Below are 20,302 nucleotides of genomic sequence, written 5' to 3' on the forward strand. Positions count from 1 at the left end.
TGGGAAACGCGCTGCTCCATGCAGTCATGCGGCCGCCCCGCGTCCCCAGCCCGCACCTGGCCGATGTACAGCAAAAGCACCGGCGAAAACCACCCTGAAGACGTGTCGCCACGGCCAATCTGCAACTACCACTACCTGTTCAACACCGCAGCCACGTCCAGATGGCTGCCCGCATCCGTCGGCGCCGCCGGACTCGTCGCCGCCCTCAAGAACGCACCAGCCGCCGACGCAAGCCTACTCACAGCCGCCGTCATCACAGCGGCGTGGTTCGTCGCCGGCGGACTCGGGGCCCTCGCCGCAGTCGCAGGGGTTCTACTCGCATTCCATGGTCTGGTCGTGTGGACCGGAGGTGAGGCGGCATGAGGTCGCCTGACTCACTCGACGAGACCGACAGCGGGAAGCTCCGGCTCGTCACGGACGGCGGCGAGGAGCCCAGGCAGACAACGCAAGACCTAGTGAGCGAGGCGAACGACGCGTTCGCCGAGACGACGCTCAGCGGGATGATGCTGTACGGCGACCTCGGCTTCCACACGTTCCACGCCAGCGACAACACCGACCCAACCACGGTCACCACGACCGCGCTCCACGCGGCGATTGAAGACCAGTTCGAGATGGTCCACATCGACCGCGACAGTGTCGAGCACGACTACGGCGCAGTGACGCCCGACACAATCGCAGAAGCGCTCACCAACCAAATCGAGGAGCTCTCCGCAATCCAGTTCGAACCGTTCGGCCGCGACGCCTTCGTCGAATCACTCGCGGACAACATCCGCGACCTCAACGACTCCAACAACGGAGGTGACGCCTGATGGCGGTGAACGAAGGCGAGCAGACCCCCGCCGAGACGTGCCGCAGCTGCGGGCAGCCGCTCGCGGACCACGGCCTCGCGGCCGAGGGGCCGGCGACAACCGTGCTCGCCCCGTGCGGCCGCGACGTGACCGCGCTCCCCCTTCGGACCGTGGCGCGTCTCCTCCGCGACAGCACGGCCGAGAACCCGGCTCACGCGGCCGTCACTGACGGCGGCGTTGAACTCGCAGACTCGCTGACGCTCGACGCCGACGGGCTGGAGATGCCGGCAGACGTCGACCTGTCGGAGGGAGTCGTGTTCCGCATCCGGGGCGCGACGATAGACATGAAGCCCGGCGCGGCGGACCGCGACCGGTACCCGCTCATCAACCGCCGCAGCCTCGAAGCAGAAGGGCAGCACGTCGTAAACGGTCACATCGGAATCCGTGAGGTCAGCGTGAAGCCCTACGGCGACGACCCGACGACGTACCGCGTCACCGTCGAAGCCACCGGAGGTGACGGTCAGTGACGCGACTGAGCGCGGTCCGGTTCCGCTGCCCGGAATGCGGCGCGACGCACGTCCGCCCCATGAAAATCGACGACGAACCCGAACCACTCATCGGGGAATGCTACGCGCACCACCCGGACCGCGACGTCTTCGACGGCTGCGGCCGGGAACTCACGCTCGAACCCGTCGCCTGGCGAAAAGGGCTCCACGACAACGAGTGGATCAGCCTGGAGGACGACGAACCAGAGCTCGCCACCGACGGCGGGAAGCCGCGGTGGATGTTCGGCGACGATAGTCCTGACTTCGACACCGAAACAACCGTGGAACGACACAGGGCGGTCGCAGTCATCGACAGCGTTGACCCGGGTACGGAGACGATCTCGCACACGATCACGCGGGCGCAGCTTCTCCGTGCGATTAAGTTCAGGTCTGGACGCGACCTCCACTTCGTCACCGACGGCGAGACACTGGCGATCTGCCCGAACCACCCAGAAGAGGAAGAAGAGGACCGCTTGCCGGACCTCGGCGAGTACATCCATAGCCCTGCAGTCACGAGGGCAATCGACCCGGACCCAGACCACACGGCAGCCGTCGTCGACCGGTACCTGCTACTGCTGGATTATCAGACAATTCCGGGCGACAGCGACGAAATCACGGTGCACGTCGAACCGGACCGACCGGTTGTGTTCGAGTCCGCCGATAGCGGGGCGCTCGTCATCTGCCCCCGCTATCCTCCCGACGGAAACCCGTACGAGGTCGACTACGGAGGTGAACACCTCCAATGAGTCTACGCGTCGTTCACGTCCACCGGGTGTTCCGATCCGGCATCGATAAGCTCCGCGTCGAAGGAAACGAGCGTCGCGTCGTACTCCCGAGCGCACGCCAAGATCAGGCTGTCAATCGGGTAGAGAAGCGTTTCATCCTGAAGCTGGTTCGCGTCGAGGACGCTTCCCGCATCGGGGACGACGACCTCCACGTCCGAACGGACTTCGTCCTCGATCGCGGCCGCCCGGTCGCGATCCAGTCGGTGTTTCTTCGTCAGCACCGTCCGCAGCTCCATGAGATTCAGCTACGACGTGAGGAACTCATGGTCCGCGTTCAGAAGCGCGGTCGCCGTCCCGGTCGCTTCCGCCTCGTCGTCGTCGAGGACGGCCGCGACGAACACGTTCGTATCCAGAAAGTACCGCATCGCTACGTCCGCTCGCGGATTTCGCGGACGGATTCGACCGGGTCCACGTCGAGGTCTCCGGCCATGCCACGGAGTCGATCCCCGAGCGGCGCGTCGTCGTCGGAAGTCGAAGTCTCCGCGTCGAGGTTCGACAGCGCCTCTTCCCGGGTTTCCCCGGTACTGGTGACACCGGAATCCTCGTCGACGGCGGCCCATTCGCCGTCGTCCGTCTCGATGAGACGGATTTCGCGCTTCGTGCTCATACCTGGTAGTTGTCCAGAATCGGGCAAAAGCCTTCGGTCAATCCTCGGCGTCGAGGTAGTCGTCAATCAGCGCGTCGAAGTCCTCGGTCTCCGCGTACTCGTCGCGCAGCTCCAGCGCGGCGCGGCCACGGTCCGTAATCTCGTAGAGGCCGACGCTTTCGTTTGGACCGACTCGTCGGACGAGACCGTAGTCCGCGAGTTGCCCAAGCCGATTGTTCACGTAGGGCCTGGAGACGTCAAGCGACATGTGGAGGTTCGCACCGACGTTCCGTCCCTCGGTAAGCTCGTCCAAGATGGAGAAATCCACGGGACGGAGAAGCATTGGTTCGTCATTCTTTCCGGTCGTAACTTGATTGTAAGTGTTTGCCAGCGTATCCATATCGTTGGAAAGAAGTTAGTGCCACTTAGCTACCGGTATCTTATCATCGGTAAGATTATGGGTGGGCCGTTCACTTGGAAGGGCAACGGAGGCTCTTCGCGGACCCGTCGCTCGTCGGTGGGTCCGGCAGTAAGATGCGGACCCGACGCTGGGACGTCGGTCCGCGTGGGCCTTCGTGGATCTGGCACGAAAGCCATGTACGACAACAGCACAACGGGGCTTGAAACCCCCGACCGAGAGAACGCATCGCTTTTCGAGAGAACCGACTGTCCCGAGTGCGGCCGGCCGCTTACAGACCACGGCCTGACGACAACGGGGCCGGGACGGACACGGCTCGCGCCGTGTGGATTCGATGTCGCCGGGGTGCCGGTTCGGGACGTCGCTCAGGTCCTCGACGACAGCGCGGACGTGAGCGCCAAGAGCCGGGTGGTCGCGGACGGCGGTCAGTCATGCGCCGCGGGAGACGGCCGCGACGAATCGGAGGTGACAGGCGATGCGGTCTAACTCGACTCCGGTCCCCGACTGTCTGGCCGGCGACGACGAACGGACCGTGTTGGCGTGCCCAGAGTGTGACGAACCTCGTCTGAAAGTCCGCGGGACGTCGACGTGGTCCGACCCGGAGCACAGCTACGTCTGCGAGGGGTGCGGCTGGCGAGGTGACGAGGGGGTCGAACGCCCGCCGAAAACCGCGGCCGGTGGTAATCCGTCGGAACTCGGCCAGAAGCTCCTCGCAGCCAACCCGGACGACTACCCGCAGCCAACCGACCACGACGACCAGCTCGTCACCGACGGCGGCGTCGACATCCCAGACGGCGTCGACGCCAGCACCGTCGAGCGCGCCGTGGAACTGTTCGACGACGTGCTGAGCGAGCCGACAACTGACGGCTTCGAGGAGGTGCAGCCGGAATGACGGGTCGTCAGCTGCTCTCGTCGATTTCACGGTCGATGCGGTCGACGAGTCGCTCCGGCATCGTCAGCTCCTCGCCGACCGCGTCCCTGACGAGGTCCGGGTGCTGGTTCACGACGCGCGGGACGTTCACGCCGACGCTCGTCATCGCTGCCGACACCTGCATCAGCGCGTCGACGTCAACCCCGCCGTCAGGCGCTTCACACCGCATGAACAGCGCGATGAGGAACGCCTTCGGATCCTCTTCGCGAGTCTGTGCAAGGTCCTCGAGGCTGGAGGGCATCAGTAGCACTGTCTCAGACCGCCGGAAAAAGCCTGCCGCACCCACACAGGACGAATCGAGACTCGTCACCGACGGCGGCAGCGCTGAGCTGAGCACTCAGCAGCAACTCATCTTCGGGTTCGTAACCGACCGGACAGCGCCCGAGCCGGACGGAGACCAAGATGCGACGTCCAATCTGTGGACCGGTAAGCAGCATCTCAAGGCCGACACTCACCACACTGACGAGCTGGAGCGCGACGACGTCGGAAGCGTCATCGAGGAACTGGTCGCCGACGGGTCCCTCGTCTACTGGCACGGTCTCGTGGCTCCCGCGACGGACGAGCACCTGCGCGCCATCATGGAGAATGAAGGGCTCGCAGACGTGTCCAGGTCGGCACTCGTCGCACTCTGCAACCGCCTGCTCCAGGGAGAAACAGTGACGGCTACTGTCGACCGCAGCGACGAGGAGATCGTCACGGACGGCGGAGTCCCAGAGTCGTTCGACCGACTTGCTCGCAAGGAGTGCCGAGCATGCGGCGACTTCGTCGCCGTTCGGTATCTCGTCGACGGCGAGTGCGTTGGCTGCCGGGAACGCGCCCAGCCGGACCTCGCGACGGCCGGCAGCGGGGTGAGCCGATGAGCCTCGACTGGCCTGCCGAGTTCGGACGCACGGCAAACCGGAACCGGTCGGAGAACCGGAGTTTCGAGGTGAGTCTGCACGACGCCATCGAAGACCTCTCCGACGAGATGGACCGCATCGGCGTCGACGACTGGCGGCTGTCCACGGCGATGGAGCACCAGTCGCGGAACCCGAAGTATCCGTACGCCGGCCAAGCAGAACCCGACGACCCCGGCGTGGTTCTCCGGTGGTCGATGAACGGCAACCAGTACGCTGTGGCGGCAGACGCCTACAGCCGCGTCCGTGACAACCTCCGGTGTATCGGTCTCTACGTCGCCGAGAAACGGAAAATGGAGAGCCGCCCGGTCACGACCGGCGAGACGGAGTTCGCGAACGCCCGGCTCCCGGCAGGGGACGACGGCGAAATCGTCGCAGACCCGCCGGCGCACGTCGTCCTGGAGGTCAGTCGGGACGCCACCGAGTCGGAAATCAAGCAGGCGTATCGCGAGCGCGTGAAGGAGACCCACCCGGACACCGGCGGCGACATCGAGGAGTTCCGCCGCGTGGAGCGGGCGAAGGAGGTGCTGCTCGATGAATAGCGTCCCGCGGTCTCCGAACGCCGACCTGGAGCTTCCGCCCCACCTCGTCCGGGAACCGTCGCCGGCCGACCGGTCCAGCGACATCCGGTGCCGGGATTGTCGCTGCTGGATTACAGTCGGGCCGGAGGGGACGGAGTTCGGTCACGCGCGCTGGCGTGGCCGGCCCGCGCTCAAGGACCGCAGCCGCTGCCCTCACCGCCCCGACTCGGTCGAGCCATCCCAGCACGGACCGACACCAGACCCGGCGCCGAGTTCGGTGCGTGATGGGAACGGCCGGTTCTGCGGGGTGGAAGAGTGAACAATCCGGATGAGGTGTCTCCGCGGGAGGCCGCCGACCGGTGGCTGTCGAAGCGCGGCGTCGACTGCTCGGATACGACGATCGCCACCTACTGGTACCGGATCAAGAAGATCGTCGACTTCTGCGAGGAACGCGACATCGACCGGCTCTCCGAGTTGACCCCGTGGGCACTCGACGAGTTCGACTCGGAGATGCGCGGCCGTGGCCCGGAGAAGGTGACGCTCTCGAAGGAGTACCGGACGATGAACAAGTGGCTCGAATGGGCCGAAAACATCGGAATCGCCCGGGAGTCCATCAGCGAGGTCCTCGACCCGCCGGAGACGACGAAAGAGGAGGAAGTGAATCGGGACCGGCTGGAGCCAGCGATCGCGAAGTCCACGATTCGCGCGTTCCGGAGCCAGCCGGTCGGCGCCGACCGAGCAACGCTCCCCCACACAATCCTCGAGCTGCTCTGGTGGACCGGCGCCCGGATGGGCGCGATTCGCGGAATCGACCGCAGCGACATCGACCTCGAGGAGGGAACCATCGAGTTCTACCATCGGCCGGAGACGGAAACGCCGATCAAGCCGGCGCACAACCCCGAGCGAAAAATCGGGATTCCTGACCACGTCGTCGACGTGATTCAAGACTACGTCGACGAGGTCCGGTACGACGTGTTCGACGACCATCAGCGTCGCCCGTTGCTCACCACCCAAAACGGCCGAATCTCGAGTTCGACGTTCCGGCGGTACTCGTATGTCGCGAGTTTACCGTGCCAGAGCCTTCCGTGCCCGCACGATAAGGATCCGAGTAGGTGCGATTGGGCGCAGCGGCGCGGGGCGTCAAAGTGCCCGTCTTCGCGTGGCCCGCACGCGATCCGGACGGGTGCGATTTCGAACTTGTTGAACTCGGGGTGGACGCTCGATGACGTCGCGGACCGAGTGAATACGGGGCAGAAGCGGCTGCTCGATCACTACGATTTCCCGACGATGGATGAACAGTATCGCGAACGACGAGCGGACCTTGTTGACCTGCTCAGCCTCGACAACATTTCGGACACTTACCAGAACGATGACCATTGAAAACACGCAGACGGAATCGGGAAACGCATCGCTCATGTCCCGGCGAGTCCACTCGTATTTTAGCGCGTGTGGAGGGATTGCCGCCCTCAGTTTTCAGCCGCCTCAAGACTCAGCAGCGGCGAATCCGGTTTTCACCCCCAAATTCTGCGAAGCGATTAGCGTTGGTTTCCAACGGCGCATCGACGCCTGCTGGCGATTCGCGCAAGGGAGGTGCGCGATGAGCACCGACATCGATGCCGATCCGTTGTCGTGTGTAAATCCGGTCACTTTCCGGTGATTCCTCTGTTGAGTGCGGTTCACCTGACGGCTCCGGTTCACTTCCGGGACTCATCTCCCGCTGGCACCTCGGCGACCATCGTGTGGCGGACCGTCTCGAAGCCGAGTCGTTCGTAGAAGGCGCGGGCGCGGTCGTTGTCGACGTCGACGTCGAGCGTGAGTTCGGCGCAGCCGCGTTCTCGCGCCCGGGCGGTCGCCTGTTCGACCAGTTCGTCTGCGAGACCGGTGCCGCGGCGGGATTCGGCGACGTAGATGTCGCAGATGAGGAGGCGGTCGGGGCGGTCGAAGACGGTCGGCGCCTCGTCGACGTCGGTCGTGATGAACCCGACGGGGTGCGCCTGACTGTCCGCCGGGTCCGCGCGGTCTGGGGCGTCGTCGACGGCGACCCAGGCTTCGAACTGGTCGGAGTCGTGGCGGTCGGGCCGGTGGTCGAGTTCCTCCGCGACGACGTCCGCGTCGCTGTCGAGCGCGAACTCGTCGACGGTGGCTTCGAGTTCGCGTTTGTACGGGAGCCAGAGCGCCTCGATGAATCGGCGGATCGCTGGCTCGTCGCCGGGGAGTCGGCGGATGTCCATGCCGAGCAGTGCTCGGCGGGTGACTTCGGGGTGACGCTTTCACGTGTCCGTCGAAACGTACGGACCCGAACCGGAATCACACGGCGAGGCTCCCGGTCCGATTCGACGGAGTCGTCGCTGGCGGCGCCGAGCCGGTCAAAAGATTCGAGCGGCGGCGCCGCGGTGGAGTCCGGTTCGCCGTGGTGTATGTCAGGTCCAACAACCAATCCGGCCTCCGGGCGGCACCGGATGCACAACTGCACCGACCCTCCGTAAAAACAGTTACCGTACCAACACTTGCCAGCGCTGGAGCGAGTCGAGGGGCGAGGCGCAGACGGAGGCTCGCTCCGAGTCGTCCCTGCGTTCTCACCGGGCGTCGTCGAACAGCCCGGGCGCCGCGAAGGCCACGACGAGAATCAGGGCGGAGACGACGACCAGCAGCGCCGGCCCGAGCTGCGGGTCGGCGCCGACGGCGCCGGCGACGGCGCGAGCGACGGGGTCGGTTTTCGTCTCGACGGCTTCGCCGGCGACGCCGGCCGCGCCGGCGGCGATTCCGGCGGTGACGACGGCGGGCGCGCCGCCGGCTTTGGCGGCGCGCTTCGTTCTTTCGAGGGCATCGGGTGCGGGCACGGCCCTCACTGCGATATTCTTCCCACAAAAGCGTTCCCCGTCTACGCGGAACTCTGCTACCGGTACGTCCACCCACGTGCTCTGCACTGCTGGCTCTGCGCCCCGACGTGCCGCTCGCCACGCGGCGCTTTCCGCGTTCCGCCGAGTGATTTTTCGGCGTCACCGTCGTCGAGTCGGGTAGTGGACGTCGCGATACTCACCGTCGGCGACGAACTGCTCGCCGGCGACACGGAGAACACGAACGCGTCGTGGTTGGCGCGCCAACTCACGGAGCGCGGCGCGTCGGTGACCCGCATCCTGGTGGTGCCGGACGACACCGACGTCATCGTCGAGTACCTGCGCGAGTGGCGCGACCGGTTCGACGCAGTCGTCGCGACCGGCGGGCTCGGCGGGACGCACGACGACGTGACGATGCGCGCCGTCGCGGAGGCGTTCGACGTCGAACTGACGGTGCAGGGGTCGGTGCTGACGGACGTCACGGAGACGGCGCGGGCGTACGCCGAATCCAACCCCGACGTCGTCGACGAGTACGACCTCGACCTGGACCTCGAAGCGTGGGCGGCGCTGCCCGACGGCGCTCGGCCGCTCGACAACCCCGCGGGGCTCGCGCCGGGCTGTGTAGTCGGGGACGTCTACGTGCTGCCCGGGGTGCCCGAGGAGATGCGGGCAGTGTTCGACGGGGTCGCAGACGAGTTCGGCGGCGACGTCACGTCGACAGCGCTGTACACGCCGGCGCCGGAGGGGGCGCTGACGGAGCAGCTCTCGGCGGCGAACGACCGGTTCGACGTCGCAATCGGGAGTTATCCGTCGCCGGCCGACCAGCCGACGCGCGTCAAAGTCACCGGGACCGACGCCGACGAGGTTGCCGCAGCGGCCGCGTGGCTGCGCAGCGAACTCGACGTGATCGAGCAGGTCGGCGAGTAGCCGAATATCACTGGTGAGACCCAACGGGCGAATTCTTTTATTTGTCCGCGTCGACTGTACTACGTATGGACGCTGGGGACCGCGGACAATCCGAGGTCATCGGCGTTGTTCTTCTCTTCGGGCTGGTCATCGCCACGGCGGCGACTGTGACGCTCCTGGGCGGGATGGCGATTCAGGACGCGACACAGGAGGTGACGATGGAGCAGGCGGTCCTGGAGATGCGACAGGCCGACTCGCGGATGAGCCGCGTCGCGTACGGTCGGCAGGGGGGGCAGGTCGTCATCTTCGGTGAATCGGACTCGCCGGTGCGCGTCAGGAAGGGGTCGTCCGTCACGATCACCGTCAACGACCGCGCTACGTGCCGCGTGGAGATTACGATGGGGAGCATCGTCAAAACCGTCGAAGGCAGCGGCAAGGTCGCGTACGAAGGTGGCGGCGTGTGGCGGAAACGGAACGGGGACGTCAGCATGGTGTCTCCGCCGGCGCTCCAGTACAAAAACGGCACCATCACGTTCCCGATGGTGTCGCTCGCGAACGTGTCTATCGGCGAAGTTGACTCCCTGAAGGTCACGAAGAACGTCTCGGCTTCGCGGGCCCGCACCAGACAGATCAGGCAGACGTTCGCACAGCCCACGTGCAATCCGCCGAGGAATCTGACGCTAACCGTTCACAGCCAGTTCTACAAAGGCTGGGGGAAGTACCTCGACGAGCGGATGTCCGACGACGTCACCTACGACCACGCGAATCGGAGCGTCACCGTCTCGCTCGTCCGGATGGGAGGCACCTGGGCAGCAGGAGACTCACAGGTGCAGGTCGACAGGAACTTCACGGCGTCCATCAAGGTGCTCGGCACCGAACTGAACGGGCTGGGCTACGACTACGGTGACGGATACTTCATCCAGCATACGCCAATCACAATGTCGGTCATCGTCGGCGGTGACCGCGTGACCCCGTGGGCGCCGAACGCCGGCGAGAGCGTGCCGTGGGCGATCCGCCACAACGTCAACGACCCTGACGCACCTGAACAATACACGTACCAGTTCTCGGGGAGCGCCGGCGCGAACGTGACGGTCGCGGCGACCTCGTGGTACGGTGAAGACTACGAGGAGGCCGACAACACGACGACTCGGAACGGGTACACCTTCGACCAGTTGCGCCCCACCGACACTTCCGGGAAGTGGATCACAGTGAACTCCTCGCAGGAGGGGGACGGCAACCTCGTCATTCTGACGGACGGCGAAAAGCTGCCGACCTGGGCGGAAGCTGCGGGGTACCAGCGAAACATCACCGAGATTATCGGTCAGGAGCGACTGTACGACGAGAACGGGTCGAAGCACGTCCAGCTGTCCGAGACGCAGGCGCTGTTCATCTACGAGCTGTCGACGGAGAACGCGAACCCGGACGACGCACGCGGCTCGGGCGACCCCGACTACAACGACGCCGTCGTGCTGTTCGAACTGGAGCGGGCCGACGAAGCGGAGAACAACTTCTTCGTGCACGTCACGGTCAGTCAGGTCCGCATCAACGACGGCGGCTAACCGCCCCCGGAATCCTCTGTCTCAGAGGAAGTCGACGACGATGCTGGTTCGCCTGACGACGACGCGGTCGGTGGTGCAGGTGAAGCTGTCGCCAGACCGGGTCCAGCCGCGCTCGGTGAGCGTCCGTCCCCACGCGTCCGCGTTCGCACCGACGGTGACCGAGACGGAGTCCGCGGAAGCGGTTTCGCCGGCGAACGGGTACAGCAGATCCGTCCCCCGGCCGTCAGCCTGAATCAGCACCGACCCCTGGCTGGATCGCCCGGAGGCGCTCCCGGCCGTCACGGTCACGAACGAGACGACCGCCTGCCGATCCGTACAGCGGAACCGCGGCCTGGCCGGCACGGTTGCGCCGCCGCGTCGCTGTTCTCGGATGACGGCACCAGCGGCGTACAGAACCGTGGTGTCGCCGACCGAGTACGCGATCGCACCGACCCGGTCGTCGTACACGACGGTGCCACCGCCGGCGTCGGCGACTGTGACTGTCAGACGCGGGCCCTCGTCGATCCACAGCGTTCCGCCGGCGAGGCGCACCTCGCCGTTCCGAGCGGGCGCGTCGCCGCGCTGAATGTCGTTGAGGCTCTCCGCGAGCGCGACGAACGCCCGTTCGGCGTTCTGCTCGATTTCGTGCCGCTGGTACTGCCGGGCGCTGTCCAATCCAGCGGTGTAGACCACGCCGATGGAGGCGACGACCACCGAAAACGCGAGGACGTACCCGATGAGCTCGGAGACTGCGCGGTCGTCTGCGGACAGCCAGCCGCTGAGTCGACGACGCATCAGACGCCCTCCAGCCTGAGCGTTCCGTCGTACACGATTCGGATTCGGCCGCCCGACGCGGTCGACTCCTGAATCGGAAGCTCCGGCGTGACACTCACCGTCAGCGACACCTCTGGGTCGTCCATGCGAAACGCGAGACACGGCGGCGACACGCAGACCGCGGCGTCGCTGGTGAGCGTGACTCGGTAGCTACCGCCGACGACGCGGGCCGTGTGGTCCGTCAGAAGCGTGACGGTCGTCGACTCACCTGTCGCTGCCAGCGACGCCGCTCGTTCCAGTTCGAACGCGAGCCGCTGCCCGATCGTCGACAGCTGTGACTCCGCAGCCCGGTGTCGTTGCTCCGCGAGTGCCCCCGATGCGGCGATGACGAGACCCGTCATCAGCACCGCGGTGATCGTGATCGTCAGCGCGTGCGAAACAGTTACTGAGACGCCGCGGCGGTCGTCACGGAGGTGCGCGCGCTCCGAATCTCGACGCCGCATCAGGCCACCCCCGGGCCCTGTCTCGCAGTGACCGGCGTCGTTCCGTTGATCGTCTGCCGCTCCAGTTGCTGCTCCGTCGGGCTGCCGGTCCCGACGCCGTCGAGGAAGTACGCGGTCCCGCCTTTGAGGTAGACGATCTCGGCGTTGCCGTCACCGTCGACGTCTTCGACCGCGATCGGCGCTTTGTCGACCCCGCCGACGAGCGACACCGAGTTCCCGGCCGCGTCGATCAGTTTGAGGTTGTTGCTGCCACCGACGAACGGTATTCTGGCCTCACCGTCGCCGTCGAAGTCGTGAGGGCGACCGACGCCCGGTCCGTAGTTCTGGCCGACGCCCCCGTTGGTGATTTTCACGCCGACGGTTCCGTCGTCGTCGAGGTAGCGGAGCTGCTGGCTCCCATCGACGTAGACGAACTCCGGGGCGTCGTCGCCGTCGATGTCCCCCGGGCCGGAGACCGCTGAGACGCCGTTGTTCGAGTCTTGCAGCACCTCGAACGGCCCGGCGTCGCCAGTGACGCGATAGACGCGGTTGCCGCCGTCTCCAACGTAGAACACCGATGGTCCGCTGCCGTGCCACGTCCCCACCGCGAGCCGCGTGTCCACGGTTTCTGCGGTTCCAACCCCGGTGAGCGTCGCTGACTCGTTCGCCGCGTCGACCACGCGGACCGCGCCGTCCGAGTCCACGTACGGCACTTCCACCCGGGAATCCCCGTCGAGGTCGACGTCGGCTGGGCCGATAACCGGCACGTCAGTTACGTTGTACCAGCGGACCCGGCCCTCGTGGCTCGTCAGCGTTCCCAGCCGAGCGGTTGCGGTGTCGTTCACGAAGACGAGTCCGCGGCCGGTCAGCGCGGGCGACGGAACCGACGCGGGAACCGGCTCGGAGCGAATCGTCGTCGTGTACGTGAGTTGTGGCGTGGTGTACCGAACGTCGAGGTAGGCAGCCTCCACGTGCGGCACGACGTACGGGGACGCGTACGGGCTGTTGAATCGGCCGGACTGGATGGTTCCGTTCACCGCCAATCGGTACGTTCCCTCCGCACGAGCCGACTCCGGACCCGTCCGGTCGAACGAGAGTTCGTACGGTTCGTCGAGTGCATCCTGTGGTACCGGAACCGAACACGGTGCGCCGACGACGCTGCCGTTCTCGAGCGAGACGGTGACGCCGGAGCTGTTGGTTCTTCGCGCCTGTGAGAGGGCGCAGGTGTCAGTGACGCCCGTGGCGTCACGCGTCTGCACGTACGCCTGATTCGCAGACTGGTCCCAGTAGAAGTCGAGGTACCACTCGTCGTCCGGGTCGGTGGCGGAGACCGTGAACGTGGCCGTCTGTGAGGCGTTGTGCGTCGGGAACTCGTAGACGGTGACAGTCCCGTCGGTTTCGGTGACGTCGGTCGCGAGCGTCCAACTCGCGTCTGTGCCGGACGCCGGGTCGAACTCGGTCTCCGGGTTCTCGTCGACGAGGAGCCCCCCGCGTCCCCGGGTCCGATTCAACGACACCGAGACGCCTGCGGGCCGATTACTGCCGACCGATTTGTACAGGTAGCCCTCGTACGTGCCGAGTGCGTCGACGAGCGCCGGCTCGCGCAGGTACACTTCCCCCTCGACCGACTCCTCCGCGACCGCGCCCTGGAGGACTGCGACGTCGCTCCGGACGCTGCTGACGAACGTCTCGGCGCCCGTCGTCGTCGAGAGCCCGGCCCGCGGTGCGACGTTCGCCGTGAACAAGCCGGCGTTCAACACCGAGACCAGTCCGAGGAAGATGATGGCGATGGTGATCGCGCCGACGAGCATCAGCTGTCCGCGGTCCGCTTCGTCGACCACCATCACCACACCACCACCTTCACGGTCACGACGTTGTACACCGGGCCGTCGAGGTCCCCGGCGAAGTACCGGTCGTCGCTGAGACTCCCGAGTCGTGCCGAGTTTTCGTCCGGGACCAGTGTGCCGTTCGCCGCCAGCCGGGTCTGGTACTGGTAGTCGTACAGCGTCACTGTCAGCGACGCGACCGCGGCGTTGCTCGTCGGTTGGCCTCGCTTGATGAGCGGGTACGTCGTCGTCTCGGTCGGGTTAGACACGTCACGGGCTTCCAGGTACACGTTGACGACGTATCCGTTCTGGGTGAACGACTCGTTCAGGAGCCTGCCGAACCGGCCGGGTGGCGTGTCGAACTTGTATCCGAGGCCGCGCCGAACAGTCACTCCTGCAGGAGCCTTGAACGACCCGGTGCCGTTGTAGCCGGACGTGTTCCAGTACCGCATGACACGTGAGATAGCGCGGTCGTCGTTCGCCGCGCGCAACACGTCGCCGACGCGGGTGCCGAGATGAGCGGTGACGTCGCGGTCGACGGTGCCGGCCGTCGTCGGCGTCAACACGATCGCCTGATACGCCAGCAGTACGCCGATCACGACCAGCAACGCGGCCATGACGCCTTCGAGGGTGTGTGCCTGACCCCGCGACCGGCCGCCGAACAGCCCGCTGTTTCCGTCACCGGTCGGCCCGCGACGCGTCACCAGACCCGCACCTCCAGTTCACACGCCGGATCACAGCCCGTGCCGACGACGATGCGCCGAGCGATGACGACCGGGGCGTCACCGTACCGATGCCCCATCGTCTCCCCGCGTCCGTGTAGCGTCACGTTCACGTGAGAGAACGGCGGGAGCCCGTACCGTTCGCGGAGTTCGTCCGCGGACGTCTCGCTGAAAAACTCCGTCGTCGCTGTGGTGTTGAGTCGGACCCCCGGTCCGGTTATCTCCTCTTGTACCTGGTCGGCGACGCGCTGTGCGCCGACTGTTTCAGCGGTCGACACCGGCGTCTGGAACGGTGAGAACACGGCCGGGAACAACGCGAACACGAACGCGAGCGTGAGCAGGAACACACCGACGCCGATGGCGTAATCCAGCGTCGTCTGCGCGCGCTCGTCGCCGCCGCAGTTCATGCGACGACCACCCAGACACCGAGCGCGACCGTCAACAGCACGACGACGTACTTGACGCCGGAGATGATGTCCGCGCTCCGGATGTAGCCCGCGATGAACCCGGAGATCATTGCCTGCAGCGTGACCGCGTGGAAGAACAGCACCGAGAGCTGTTTGACGTCGACGCCGCCGGCGAAGCCGCCGCTCGCGAGGCCGCCGCCGCCGACGCCGCTGGTCGCCCCGCCGCCGCCCGCCTGCGCCGTCAGCCCGGCCATCACGTCGAGGAACTTCACCTTCAGAATCGCCATGACCGCGAGCAGCGTCAGGTACGTCATCAGGATGATGGCGACCTGCATCCGGGTGCGCGACCGGCGTTCGCGCTCGATGTCGTCTTGGTTCTCCGACGCCTGCGCGGCCGTCGTCAGCACGTCCGTAATCTGGCTGGACGCCTCCTGCGCCTCCGAGATGAGCTTCACGGTGCGGGCGAGCCGCGGAATGTGGTACTTGTTGTTGAACTCGACGAGCGCCTCCCGGAGGCTCATCCCGTAGTTCACCTTCGCGTACATCACGTCGAACTCGTCGGCGAGGCTCCCCGAGGACGTCTCCGCGACCGTCTCGATGGATTCGAGCAGCGTCTGCCCGGTGTCGTTGGCCGACGAGAGCTTCCGGAGGTTCTCCGAGAGCTTCCCGGTGATGCCGGCGCGCCGCCGCTCGTTCCACTCGTGGAACGCCGCCAGCGGCACCAGCGTCACGTACACCGGAACGTACACCCACATGAACGTCCCCCACACCGGGTTCGCGACGAAGCCGTCCCACGACAGCGGCGCCGCGCCGGACGCCACCGCGAAGCCGACGAGCACCAGCGCGGCCGGCGCCGTCAGCGCCAGCGTGTACAGCGGATGCTCCCGGAAGAACAGGTGCGGCGCGCCGAGCAGCTCCTTCGTCTTGTGCGTCCCTTCGCGGTCGTGGATGCGGTCGAACAGGCCGAACCGACCGGTGAACGACTCGACGAGTCCGAGGTGGAACAGCCCCTGCTGCTGGGACTGCGTGAACTGCTCGTCGACGTCCTGCGGCGACAGGTAGCCGTTGCCGACCTCGTCCTGTTTCACCGTCGAGACGAGCACGAGGAAGCCGACGCCGATGAGCGGCGTCAACAGGTACACCGTCCCGAACAGCAGCCGCGTCTGGCTCTGCCCCAGCATCGACATGATGACGAGGATGATGATGAGCAGAAGCGGGAACAGCGACAGCGTCATGTACATCTCCCCGAACAGCTCCAGCGTCTCCAGCGTGAGCTCCTGCTGCTGTTTCGCGGTGCGGAGGTGCTTCTCCTTTTTGTCCTTCAGGAACGCCTCCATGTCGCCGCCGGAGTTGATGATGGAGAGCATGTCCGTCAGGAACTGGCTGAGTTCGTCCGACGGCGTCTCCACGGCCTGCTCGCGCACCGCGTTCCGGTAGTCGGTGCCGAAGTACTGCGTCTCCTGGACGATGCTCTGGAACTCCCGCGCGACTTCGCCGTACGTGTCGTCGGCCTTCGCCATCGACTCCAGGATTTCGAGCTGGTTCAGCCCGCCGACCGACAGCGCGTACATGAACGAGACGGAGTCCGCGAGCAGCATGTTTATCTCGCGCTCCCGGGTGTTCGCCCGCTGGTACGGGATGCCGGCGAGCGTCCCGAACCCGAGGCCGAAGCCGATGCTGCCGAACACGACGCCGCTGACCAGCACGGCCGCCGGAACCGTCAGGCTCTGCAGCAACGCCGCCGCCTCCGGCGACGGCACCGGAATCCCGAGGCCGATTCCTTCGGCGGACAGGATGCCGAACGCGAACAGCGCCCAGCCGAACAGCGCGCCGACGACCCACAGCGCCCCGCCGACGAGGACGCCGACGCCGAGCGCCCGCGACAGGTACAGCTCGACCGGCTGCCCCATCCGCGCCTCCGTCAGCTTCTCCTCGACGTTCGCGACGAATTCGCCGTCCTCGTCGAACAGCCGTGTGAACAGCGGGTAGAACGCGTCCGCGAACCGCTGCGTGTCGGCGAAGCTGCTGTTTGCGTCGAGACTCATCTACTCGTCCTCGCGCTCGCTGCCGTCCTCGTCCTCGGGGTGTTCGACCTCTCCGAAGCCCCACTCGTCGATTTCGCCAGGGTCGGCGTCGACGTCGTCGGAGTCGCCGCGTTCGTCGGACGCGTCGCCTCCGGAGGTCGGGCCGCCGTCCGCCGTCGCGGTGTCGTCACCGCCGACGTCGCCCGCCCCGCCGTCACCGAACTCGTCGACCGCGTCGAACGCGTCCTCGGGGGCTGCATCCGCGTCGCCGCCCGAGTTCGCGTCGCTGTCGGCGTCCGTGGTGCCACCTGAGTCCGCGTCGCTGCCGAGAGCCGGGTCGTCGCCGGCGTCCGTGGCGGCGTCGGTGTCGCTGCCGGCGTCGACGCCGGCGCCTTCGTCCGCGGGGTCGACGCCGCGGTCCGCCCCGGCCGAATCGTCGGAGTCGGTCCCGGAGCCGGCGGTCGACGCGCCGGTTTCGGCCGCGAGGTCCTCGCCGGCGCCCGGCTCGGCCTCCACGTCGCCCTCGGGCTCGACCGACAGCAGCGCCTCGGCGACGCTGTCCGGCATCTCGCCGCGGTACCGGTCGAGCAGGTCGTCGGCCTCCGAGAGGATGCGGTCGGTCTGTTCGAGCATCGTCTCGTCCGCCTCCGGCCGCGGCACCATCTCCTCTTTCTCCTGGTCGACGTCGATGAGCACGGACTCCATCTCCCGGAGGTCTTCGAGGCTCGCCTCCAGGCCGCCGTTCGCCATCAGCGCCAGAATCGTCTCCGGGTCGTTTATGAACGCCTGCAGCGTCGCCGCGACCTCCGTGTACGTGTTGAGCCCGCGGTCGATGAGGTACGCGAGCACCGCGCGGCGCTTCAACAGCTCCTCGTCGAGTTTCTCGCGGCTCCACCCGCGGTCGAACATGATCTCCTGCAGCGTGTTCGAGTCCCCCATCTTCAGGAACTCGTCCGTCTCCGCCTGCCACTGGTAGACGTCCTGAACGTTGATTTCGTCGTTCTCGGCGTCGTAGTGGTTGATTTCGGTGATGGACTTGTTCCGCCGCACCTTCTTCCCTTTCACCCGGGTCGCCGTCTGGATGGAGACGAGGTCCAGCGCCGTGAACATCGTCTTCGAGACGTTGATGGGGTCGGTCGTGAACCGCTTCAGAACCTCGCCGACGTTGTCGGCGTGGAACGTCGTGTACGTCGTGTGCCCCGTCGACATGACCTGAAACAGCGTCCGGCCCTCCTCGCCGCGCACCTCGCCCATCACGATGTAGTCGGGGCGCTGACGAAGCGCGGCCTCCAGGAGGTCGAACTCGTCGATGTCGCCCTTGTCGTCGTCGCTGAACGACGGCCGCGTCACCGACGCGATCCAGTTCCGCTGGGGCAGTTCGACCTCCCGGGTGTCCTCGATAGAGACGATTTTCGAGTTGCTCGGGATGAACAGCGAGACGGCGTTCAGGCTCGTGGTCTTCCCGGAGGCGGTGCCGCCGGCGAAGATGAGGCTCTTGTTGTTCTCGATGCAGAGCCACAGGAACGCCATCTCGTCGAGGCTGAACGTCGACCAGTTGATGAGGTCGATGGGCGTGAACGGGACGTCCTTGAACTGCCGAATCGTGTAGTTCGTCCCGTGGTCGGACACCTCCGTGCCGAGCGTCAACTGGGCGCGCGACCCGTCCGGAAGCGTCGCGTCGACCTGCGGCCGGCGCTTCGAGATACCCTTCCCGGAGCGCTGGGCGAGCTTCACGACGAAGTCGTCAAGTTCGGTCTCCTCGTGGTAGATGTTCGTGATGATCTGCTCGTAGTCCGAGTGGTAGACGAACACCGGGCTGTTGTAGCCGTCACACGAGATGTCCTCGACGTTGATGTCGTGTTTGATGCCGTCGATGCGCTCGTAGCCGATGAAGTCGCGTTCGAGGTAGTACAGCAGTTTCCTGACCGTGTACGCCGTAAGCGTGTCCGGGTCCTCCGCGACGACGGCCGGTTCGGGCCGCGCCGCGATGCCGTCGAGCCCCTCTTCGAGCCGCGGCTCCTCGAAGCCGAGCGCCTGAATCACGCGCCACGCGGCGCCGTCGCTCTCCTCGATACCGAGCGCATCGGCCACCTGGTTTCCGAGCTGGCCGTCCCGTTCGCGCTCGTAGAGGTCGTACCGTTCGAGCAGGTCGTACGTCTCCTCGCGAATCGTCTCGCGGCGGTGCCCCTCGTCGGAGGCGACCGCGCCCTCGTCGGCGTACTTGATGGCGGCGCGAAGCTTCCCCTCCATGAACTCGGTGAGCTCGTCTTCGATCTCGTTGAGGTGCGGTTCGACGACGTAGTACTTCGTCTCGTTCTCCTTCGTCGAGTGGAACAGGATGACGAACGAGTACGGCTCGTTCACCCAGTACCGCTCGATCTCCTCGAAGTGCTGTTTCTTGCGGAGCGGCACGGACTTCTCCAGGTCGTACCGGTTCGTCACCGTCGTCTCGCCGGTCTCGTCGGAGAAGAAGTCGTCCTCGTCCAACTCCGGGTTGACGTCGACGGTGCGCTCGTCGACGACGTCGTCGAGTTCGGCGGCGCGGTCGCCGAGTCGGCTCAGCACGTTCTCGGTGACCGACGGGTCGAACCCGAGCGCCTCGGCCTTGTCCGCGTCGGTGAACTTGAGCGGCTCGTCCTCGTCGTCGGTCGGCGGATCGCCGTCCTCGTCGAGGAACTCCTGCCGCCGGTAGTCAGCCCAGCCGTAGATGTCCTTGATGACCGGCGTCTCGTCGTAGCCGATGAGCGGCGACTGAGCGGTGACGGATGCGGCGGCGCCGGCGGCTTCGGCGAGCCTGTCGGGGAGGTCCGCGAGCGGGAAGCCGAGGTGCGCCTCCGAGTCGACGCCGACGGCGTCGAGGTCCTCGTCGGTCACCGCCCGCGTCCCGCCGCTGACCGGTTCGTCGCCCGCGGCGTCGGCTGTCGGGGCACGGTCGCCGTCGCCCCGCTGTCCGGCGTCGATGCTGACGCGGTCGGCGAGGTCGTCCGCCGCGTCCGACTGTCCGTGTTCGCGGAGATACTCCACCCAGGTGTACTCGCCGACGACGTCGTTCGGGTCGTCCCCCCGACCCTCAGTCGCGTCGTCGTACCCGGTCGACGACGGTGCCTCCGCGTCGTCGGTTGCCATTACCGAACTACACTCCCGGTACGACGTTAAAGGCTTCCCCCAAGTATCACAGCAGAGAACGGGATTCCGCGGCGAGAAACGTCAAATCGTCCGAATCTCGGCTGAACCAACAGTTCTGAGACGCGGCGACCGAACCGCGTATCAGGTCGGGCTGAGGGCTGATTCCGCCGAGTCGACGCCGGCCGCGGTA

The 20,302-nt window shown here is 66.3% G+C and carries 24 protein-coding genes; 11 read left to right on the forward strand and 13 right to left on the reverse strand.

Annotated elements, in window-relative coordinates:
• The first annotated feature begins 63 nt into the window (after positions 1 to 63).
• The 4 genes from ACQUS7_RS01260 to ACQUS7_RS01275 are packed head-to-tail and all read left to right on the forward strand — an operon-like array spanning position 64 to position 2,079.
• Positions 64 to 363 (forward strand): hypothetical protein, encoded by a 300-nt coding sequence (locus ACQUS7_RS01260; RefSeq protein ID WP_435143822.1) that lies wholly within the window; start codon positions 64 to 66, stop codon positions 361 to 363.
• The gene (locus ACQUS7_RS01265; protein WP_435143825.1) at positions 360 to 809 is read left to right on the forward strand and encodes a hypothetical protein; all 450 of its coding nucleotides are present in this window, start codon (positions 360 to 362) and stop codon (positions 807 to 809) included. Before ACQUS7_RS01260 ends, ACQUS7_RS01265 begins: the two co-directional genes overlap by 4 nt.
• Complete coding sequence (locus tag ACQUS7_RS01270; RefSeq protein ID WP_435143827.1) at positions 809 to 1,315, forward strand: hypothetical protein; 507 nt, start codon at positions 809 to 811, stop codon at positions 1,313 to 1,315. Before ACQUS7_RS01265 ends, ACQUS7_RS01270 begins: the two co-directional genes overlap by 1 nt.
• 59 nt (positions 1,316 to 1,374) lie before the next feature.
• The gene (locus ACQUS7_RS01275) at positions 1,375 to 2,079 is read left to right on the forward strand and encodes a hypothetical protein (RefSeq protein WP_435143829.1); all 705 of its coding nucleotides are present in this window, start codon (positions 1,375 to 1,377) and stop codon (positions 2,077 to 2,079) included.
• A 2-nt stretch (positions 2,080 to 2,081) separates the two neighbouring features.
• Here ACQUS7_RS01275 and ACQUS7_RS01280 read toward each other — a convergent pair whose 3' ends face one another.
• The 3 genes from ACQUS7_RS01280 to ACQUS7_RS01290 all read right to left on the reverse strand — a co-directional run bounded on the left by ACQUS7_RS01280 (position 2,082) and on the right by ACQUS7_RS01290 (position 3,104).
• On the reverse strand, positions 2,082 to 2,354 hold the full coding sequence (locus ACQUS7_RS01280) for a PIN domain-containing protein (RefSeq protein WP_435143831.1): 273 nt from the start codon (positions 2,352 to 2,354) through the stop codon (positions 2,082 to 2,084).
• Positions 2,355 to 2,485: 131 nt separating this feature from the next.
• A complete protein-coding gene (locus tag ACQUS7_RS01285) occupies positions 2,486 to 2,725 on the reverse strand; it encodes a type II toxin-antitoxin system HicB family antitoxin (RefSeq protein WP_435143834.1) in 240 nt (79 codons plus the stop codon).
• 37 nt (positions 2,726 to 2,762) lie between these two features.
• Positions 2,763 to 3,104: a hypothetical protein gene (locus tag ACQUS7_RS01290; RefSeq protein ID WP_435143836.1), complete on the reverse strand. Its 342-nt coding sequence runs from the start codon at positions 3,102 to 3,104 to the stop codon at positions 2,763 to 2,765.
• 195 nt (positions 3,105 to 3,299) lie between these two features.
• On the opposite strand from ACQUS7_RS01290, the gene ACQUS7_RS01295 reads away from it, so the two are divergent.
• Both ACQUS7_RS01295 and ACQUS7_RS01300 read left to right on the forward strand, forming a co-directional pair.
• Complete coding sequence (locus ACQUS7_RS01295) at positions 3,300 to 3,608, forward strand: hypothetical protein (RefSeq protein WP_435143838.1); 309 nt, start codon at positions 3,300 to 3,302, stop codon at positions 3,606 to 3,608.
• Positions 3,598 to 4,014, forward strand: coding sequence for a hypothetical protein (locus ACQUS7_RS01300; RefSeq protein WP_435143840.1), 417 nt, complete (start codon positions 3,598 to 3,600; stop codon positions 4,012 to 4,014). The genes ACQUS7_RS01295 and ACQUS7_RS01300 overlap by 11 nt, the downstream gene beginning before the upstream one ends.
• A gap of 7 nt (positions 4,015 to 4,021) precedes the next feature.
• Here the strand turns inward: ACQUS7_RS01300 and ACQUS7_RS01305 are convergent, their stop codons facing one another.
• Positions 4,022 to 4,222, reverse strand: coding sequence for a hypothetical protein (locus tag ACQUS7_RS01305; protein ID WP_435143842.1), 201 nt, complete (start codon positions 4,220 to 4,222; stop codon positions 4,022 to 4,024).
• Here ACQUS7_RS01305 and ACQUS7_RS01310 point away from each other — a divergent pair.
• The 3 genes from ACQUS7_RS01310 to ACQUS7_RS01320 all read left to right on the forward strand — a co-directional run bounded on the left by ACQUS7_RS01310 (position 4,221) and on the right by ACQUS7_RS01320 (position 6,850).
• Positions 4,221 to 4,913 (forward strand): hypothetical protein, encoded by a 693-nt coding sequence (locus ACQUS7_RS01310; RefSeq protein ID WP_435143845.1) that lies wholly within the window; start codon positions 4,221 to 4,223, stop codon positions 4,911 to 4,913. The two genes, ACQUS7_RS01305 and ACQUS7_RS01310, sit on opposite strands and share 2 nt — an antisense overlap.
• Positions 4,914 to 4,981: 68 nt before the next feature.
• On the forward strand, positions 4,982 to 5,491 hold the full coding sequence (locus ACQUS7_RS01315) for a DnaJ domain-containing protein (RefSeq protein ID WP_435143848.1): 510 nt from the start codon (positions 4,982 to 4,984) through the stop codon (positions 5,489 to 5,491).
• 294 nt (positions 5,492 to 5,785) lie between these two features.
• Positions 5,786 to 6,850: a tyrosine-type recombinase/integrase gene (locus ACQUS7_RS01320; protein ID WP_435143851.1), complete on the forward strand. Its 1,065-nt coding sequence runs from the start codon at positions 5,786 to 5,788 to the stop codon at positions 6,848 to 6,850.
• A 314-nt stretch (positions 6,851 to 7,164) separates the two neighbouring features.
• Here the strand turns inward: ACQUS7_RS01320 and ACQUS7_RS01325 are convergent, their stop codons facing one another.
• Both ACQUS7_RS01325 and ACQUS7_RS01330 read right to left on the reverse strand, forming a co-directional pair.
• Positions 7,165 to 7,701, reverse strand: a complete 537-nt coding sequence (locus tag ACQUS7_RS01325; RefSeq protein ID WP_435143854.1) for a GNAT family N-acetyltransferase — start codon at positions 7,699 to 7,701, stop codon at positions 7,165 to 7,167.
• Positions 7,702 to 8,046: 345 nt separating this feature from the next.
• Positions 8,047 to 8,310 carry a hypothetical protein gene (locus ACQUS7_RS01330; RefSeq protein ID WP_435143857.1) on the reverse strand — a complete coding sequence of 88 codons (264 nt, stop codon included), beginning with the start codon at positions 8,308 to 8,310 and terminating at the stop codon, positions 8,047 to 8,049.
• Positions 8,311 to 8,490: 180 nt separating this feature from the next.
• On the opposite strand from ACQUS7_RS01330, the gene ACQUS7_RS01335 reads away from it, so the two are divergent.
• Together ACQUS7_RS01335 and ACQUS7_RS01340 are read left to right on the forward strand one after the other, a co-directional pair.
• Positions 8,491 to 9,234: a competence/damage-inducible protein A gene (locus ACQUS7_RS01335; protein WP_435128641.1), complete on the forward strand. Its 744-nt coding sequence runs from the start codon at positions 8,491 to 8,493 to the stop codon at positions 9,232 to 9,234.
• 65 nt (positions 9,235 to 9,299) lie between these two features.
• Positions 9,300 to 10,772, forward strand: coding sequence for a DUF7289 family protein (locus tag ACQUS7_RS01340; protein WP_435143860.1), 1,473 nt, complete (start codon positions 9,300 to 9,302; stop codon positions 10,770 to 10,772).
• A gap of 21 nt (positions 10,773 to 10,793) precedes the next feature.
• Here the strand turns inward: ACQUS7_RS01340 and ACQUS7_RS01345 are convergent, their stop codons facing one another.
• Genes ACQUS7_RS01345 through ACQUS7_RS01375 form a run of 7 tightly spaced genes read right to left on the reverse strand, consistent with a single transcriptional unit; the run spans position 10,794 to position 20,112 of the window.
• Positions 10,794 to 11,546 (reverse strand): DUF7289 family protein, encoded by a 753-nt coding sequence (locus ACQUS7_RS01345; protein ID WP_435143863.1) that lies wholly within the window; start codon positions 11,544 to 11,546, stop codon positions 10,794 to 10,796.
• Positions 11,546 to 12,028 carry a DUF7266 family protein gene (locus tag ACQUS7_RS01350; RefSeq protein ID WP_435143866.1) on the reverse strand — a complete coding sequence of 161 codons (483 nt, stop codon included), beginning with the start codon at positions 12,026 to 12,028 and terminating at the stop codon, positions 11,546 to 11,548. Before ACQUS7_RS01350 ends, ACQUS7_RS01345 begins: the two co-directional genes overlap by 1 nt.
• A complete protein-coding gene (locus ACQUS7_RS01355) occupies positions 12,028 to 13,851 on the reverse strand; it encodes a hypothetical protein (protein ID WP_435143869.1) in 1,824 nt (607 codons plus the stop codon). The genes ACQUS7_RS01350 and ACQUS7_RS01355 overlap by 1 nt, the downstream gene beginning before the upstream one ends.
• The gene (locus tag ACQUS7_RS01360; RefSeq protein ID WP_435128626.1) at positions 13,851 to 14,537 is read right to left on the reverse strand and encodes a DUF7288 family protein; all 687 of its coding nucleotides are present in this window, start codon (positions 14,535 to 14,537) and stop codon (positions 13,851 to 13,853) included. Before ACQUS7_RS01360 ends, ACQUS7_RS01355 begins: the two co-directional genes overlap by 1 nt.
• Positions 14,534 to 14,962, reverse strand: coding sequence for a DUF7287 family protein (locus tag ACQUS7_RS01365; RefSeq protein ID WP_435143871.1), 429 nt, complete (start codon positions 14,960 to 14,962; stop codon positions 14,534 to 14,536). The genes ACQUS7_RS01360 and ACQUS7_RS01365 overlap by 4 nt, the downstream gene beginning before the upstream one ends.
• Positions 14,959 to 17,007 (reverse strand): type II secretion system F family protein, encoded by a 2,049-nt coding sequence (locus ACQUS7_RS01370; protein WP_435143873.1) that lies wholly within the window; start codon positions 17,005 to 17,007, stop codon positions 14,959 to 14,961. Before ACQUS7_RS01370 ends, ACQUS7_RS01365 begins: the two co-directional genes overlap by 4 nt.
• Positions 17,008 to 20,112: an ATPase, T2SS/T4P/T4SS family gene (locus ACQUS7_RS01375; RefSeq protein WP_435143876.1), complete on the reverse strand. Its 3,105-nt coding sequence runs from the start codon at positions 20,110 to 20,112 to the stop codon at positions 17,008 to 17,010.
• Between the last annotated feature and the right edge of the window lie 190 nt (positions 20,113 to 20,302).

Origin of the sequence: Halobaculum sp. P14, from assembly GCF_051195155.1 — an archaeon.
GTDB lineage: Archaea > Halobacteriota > Halobacteria > Halobacteriales > Haloferacaceae > JBNTKA01.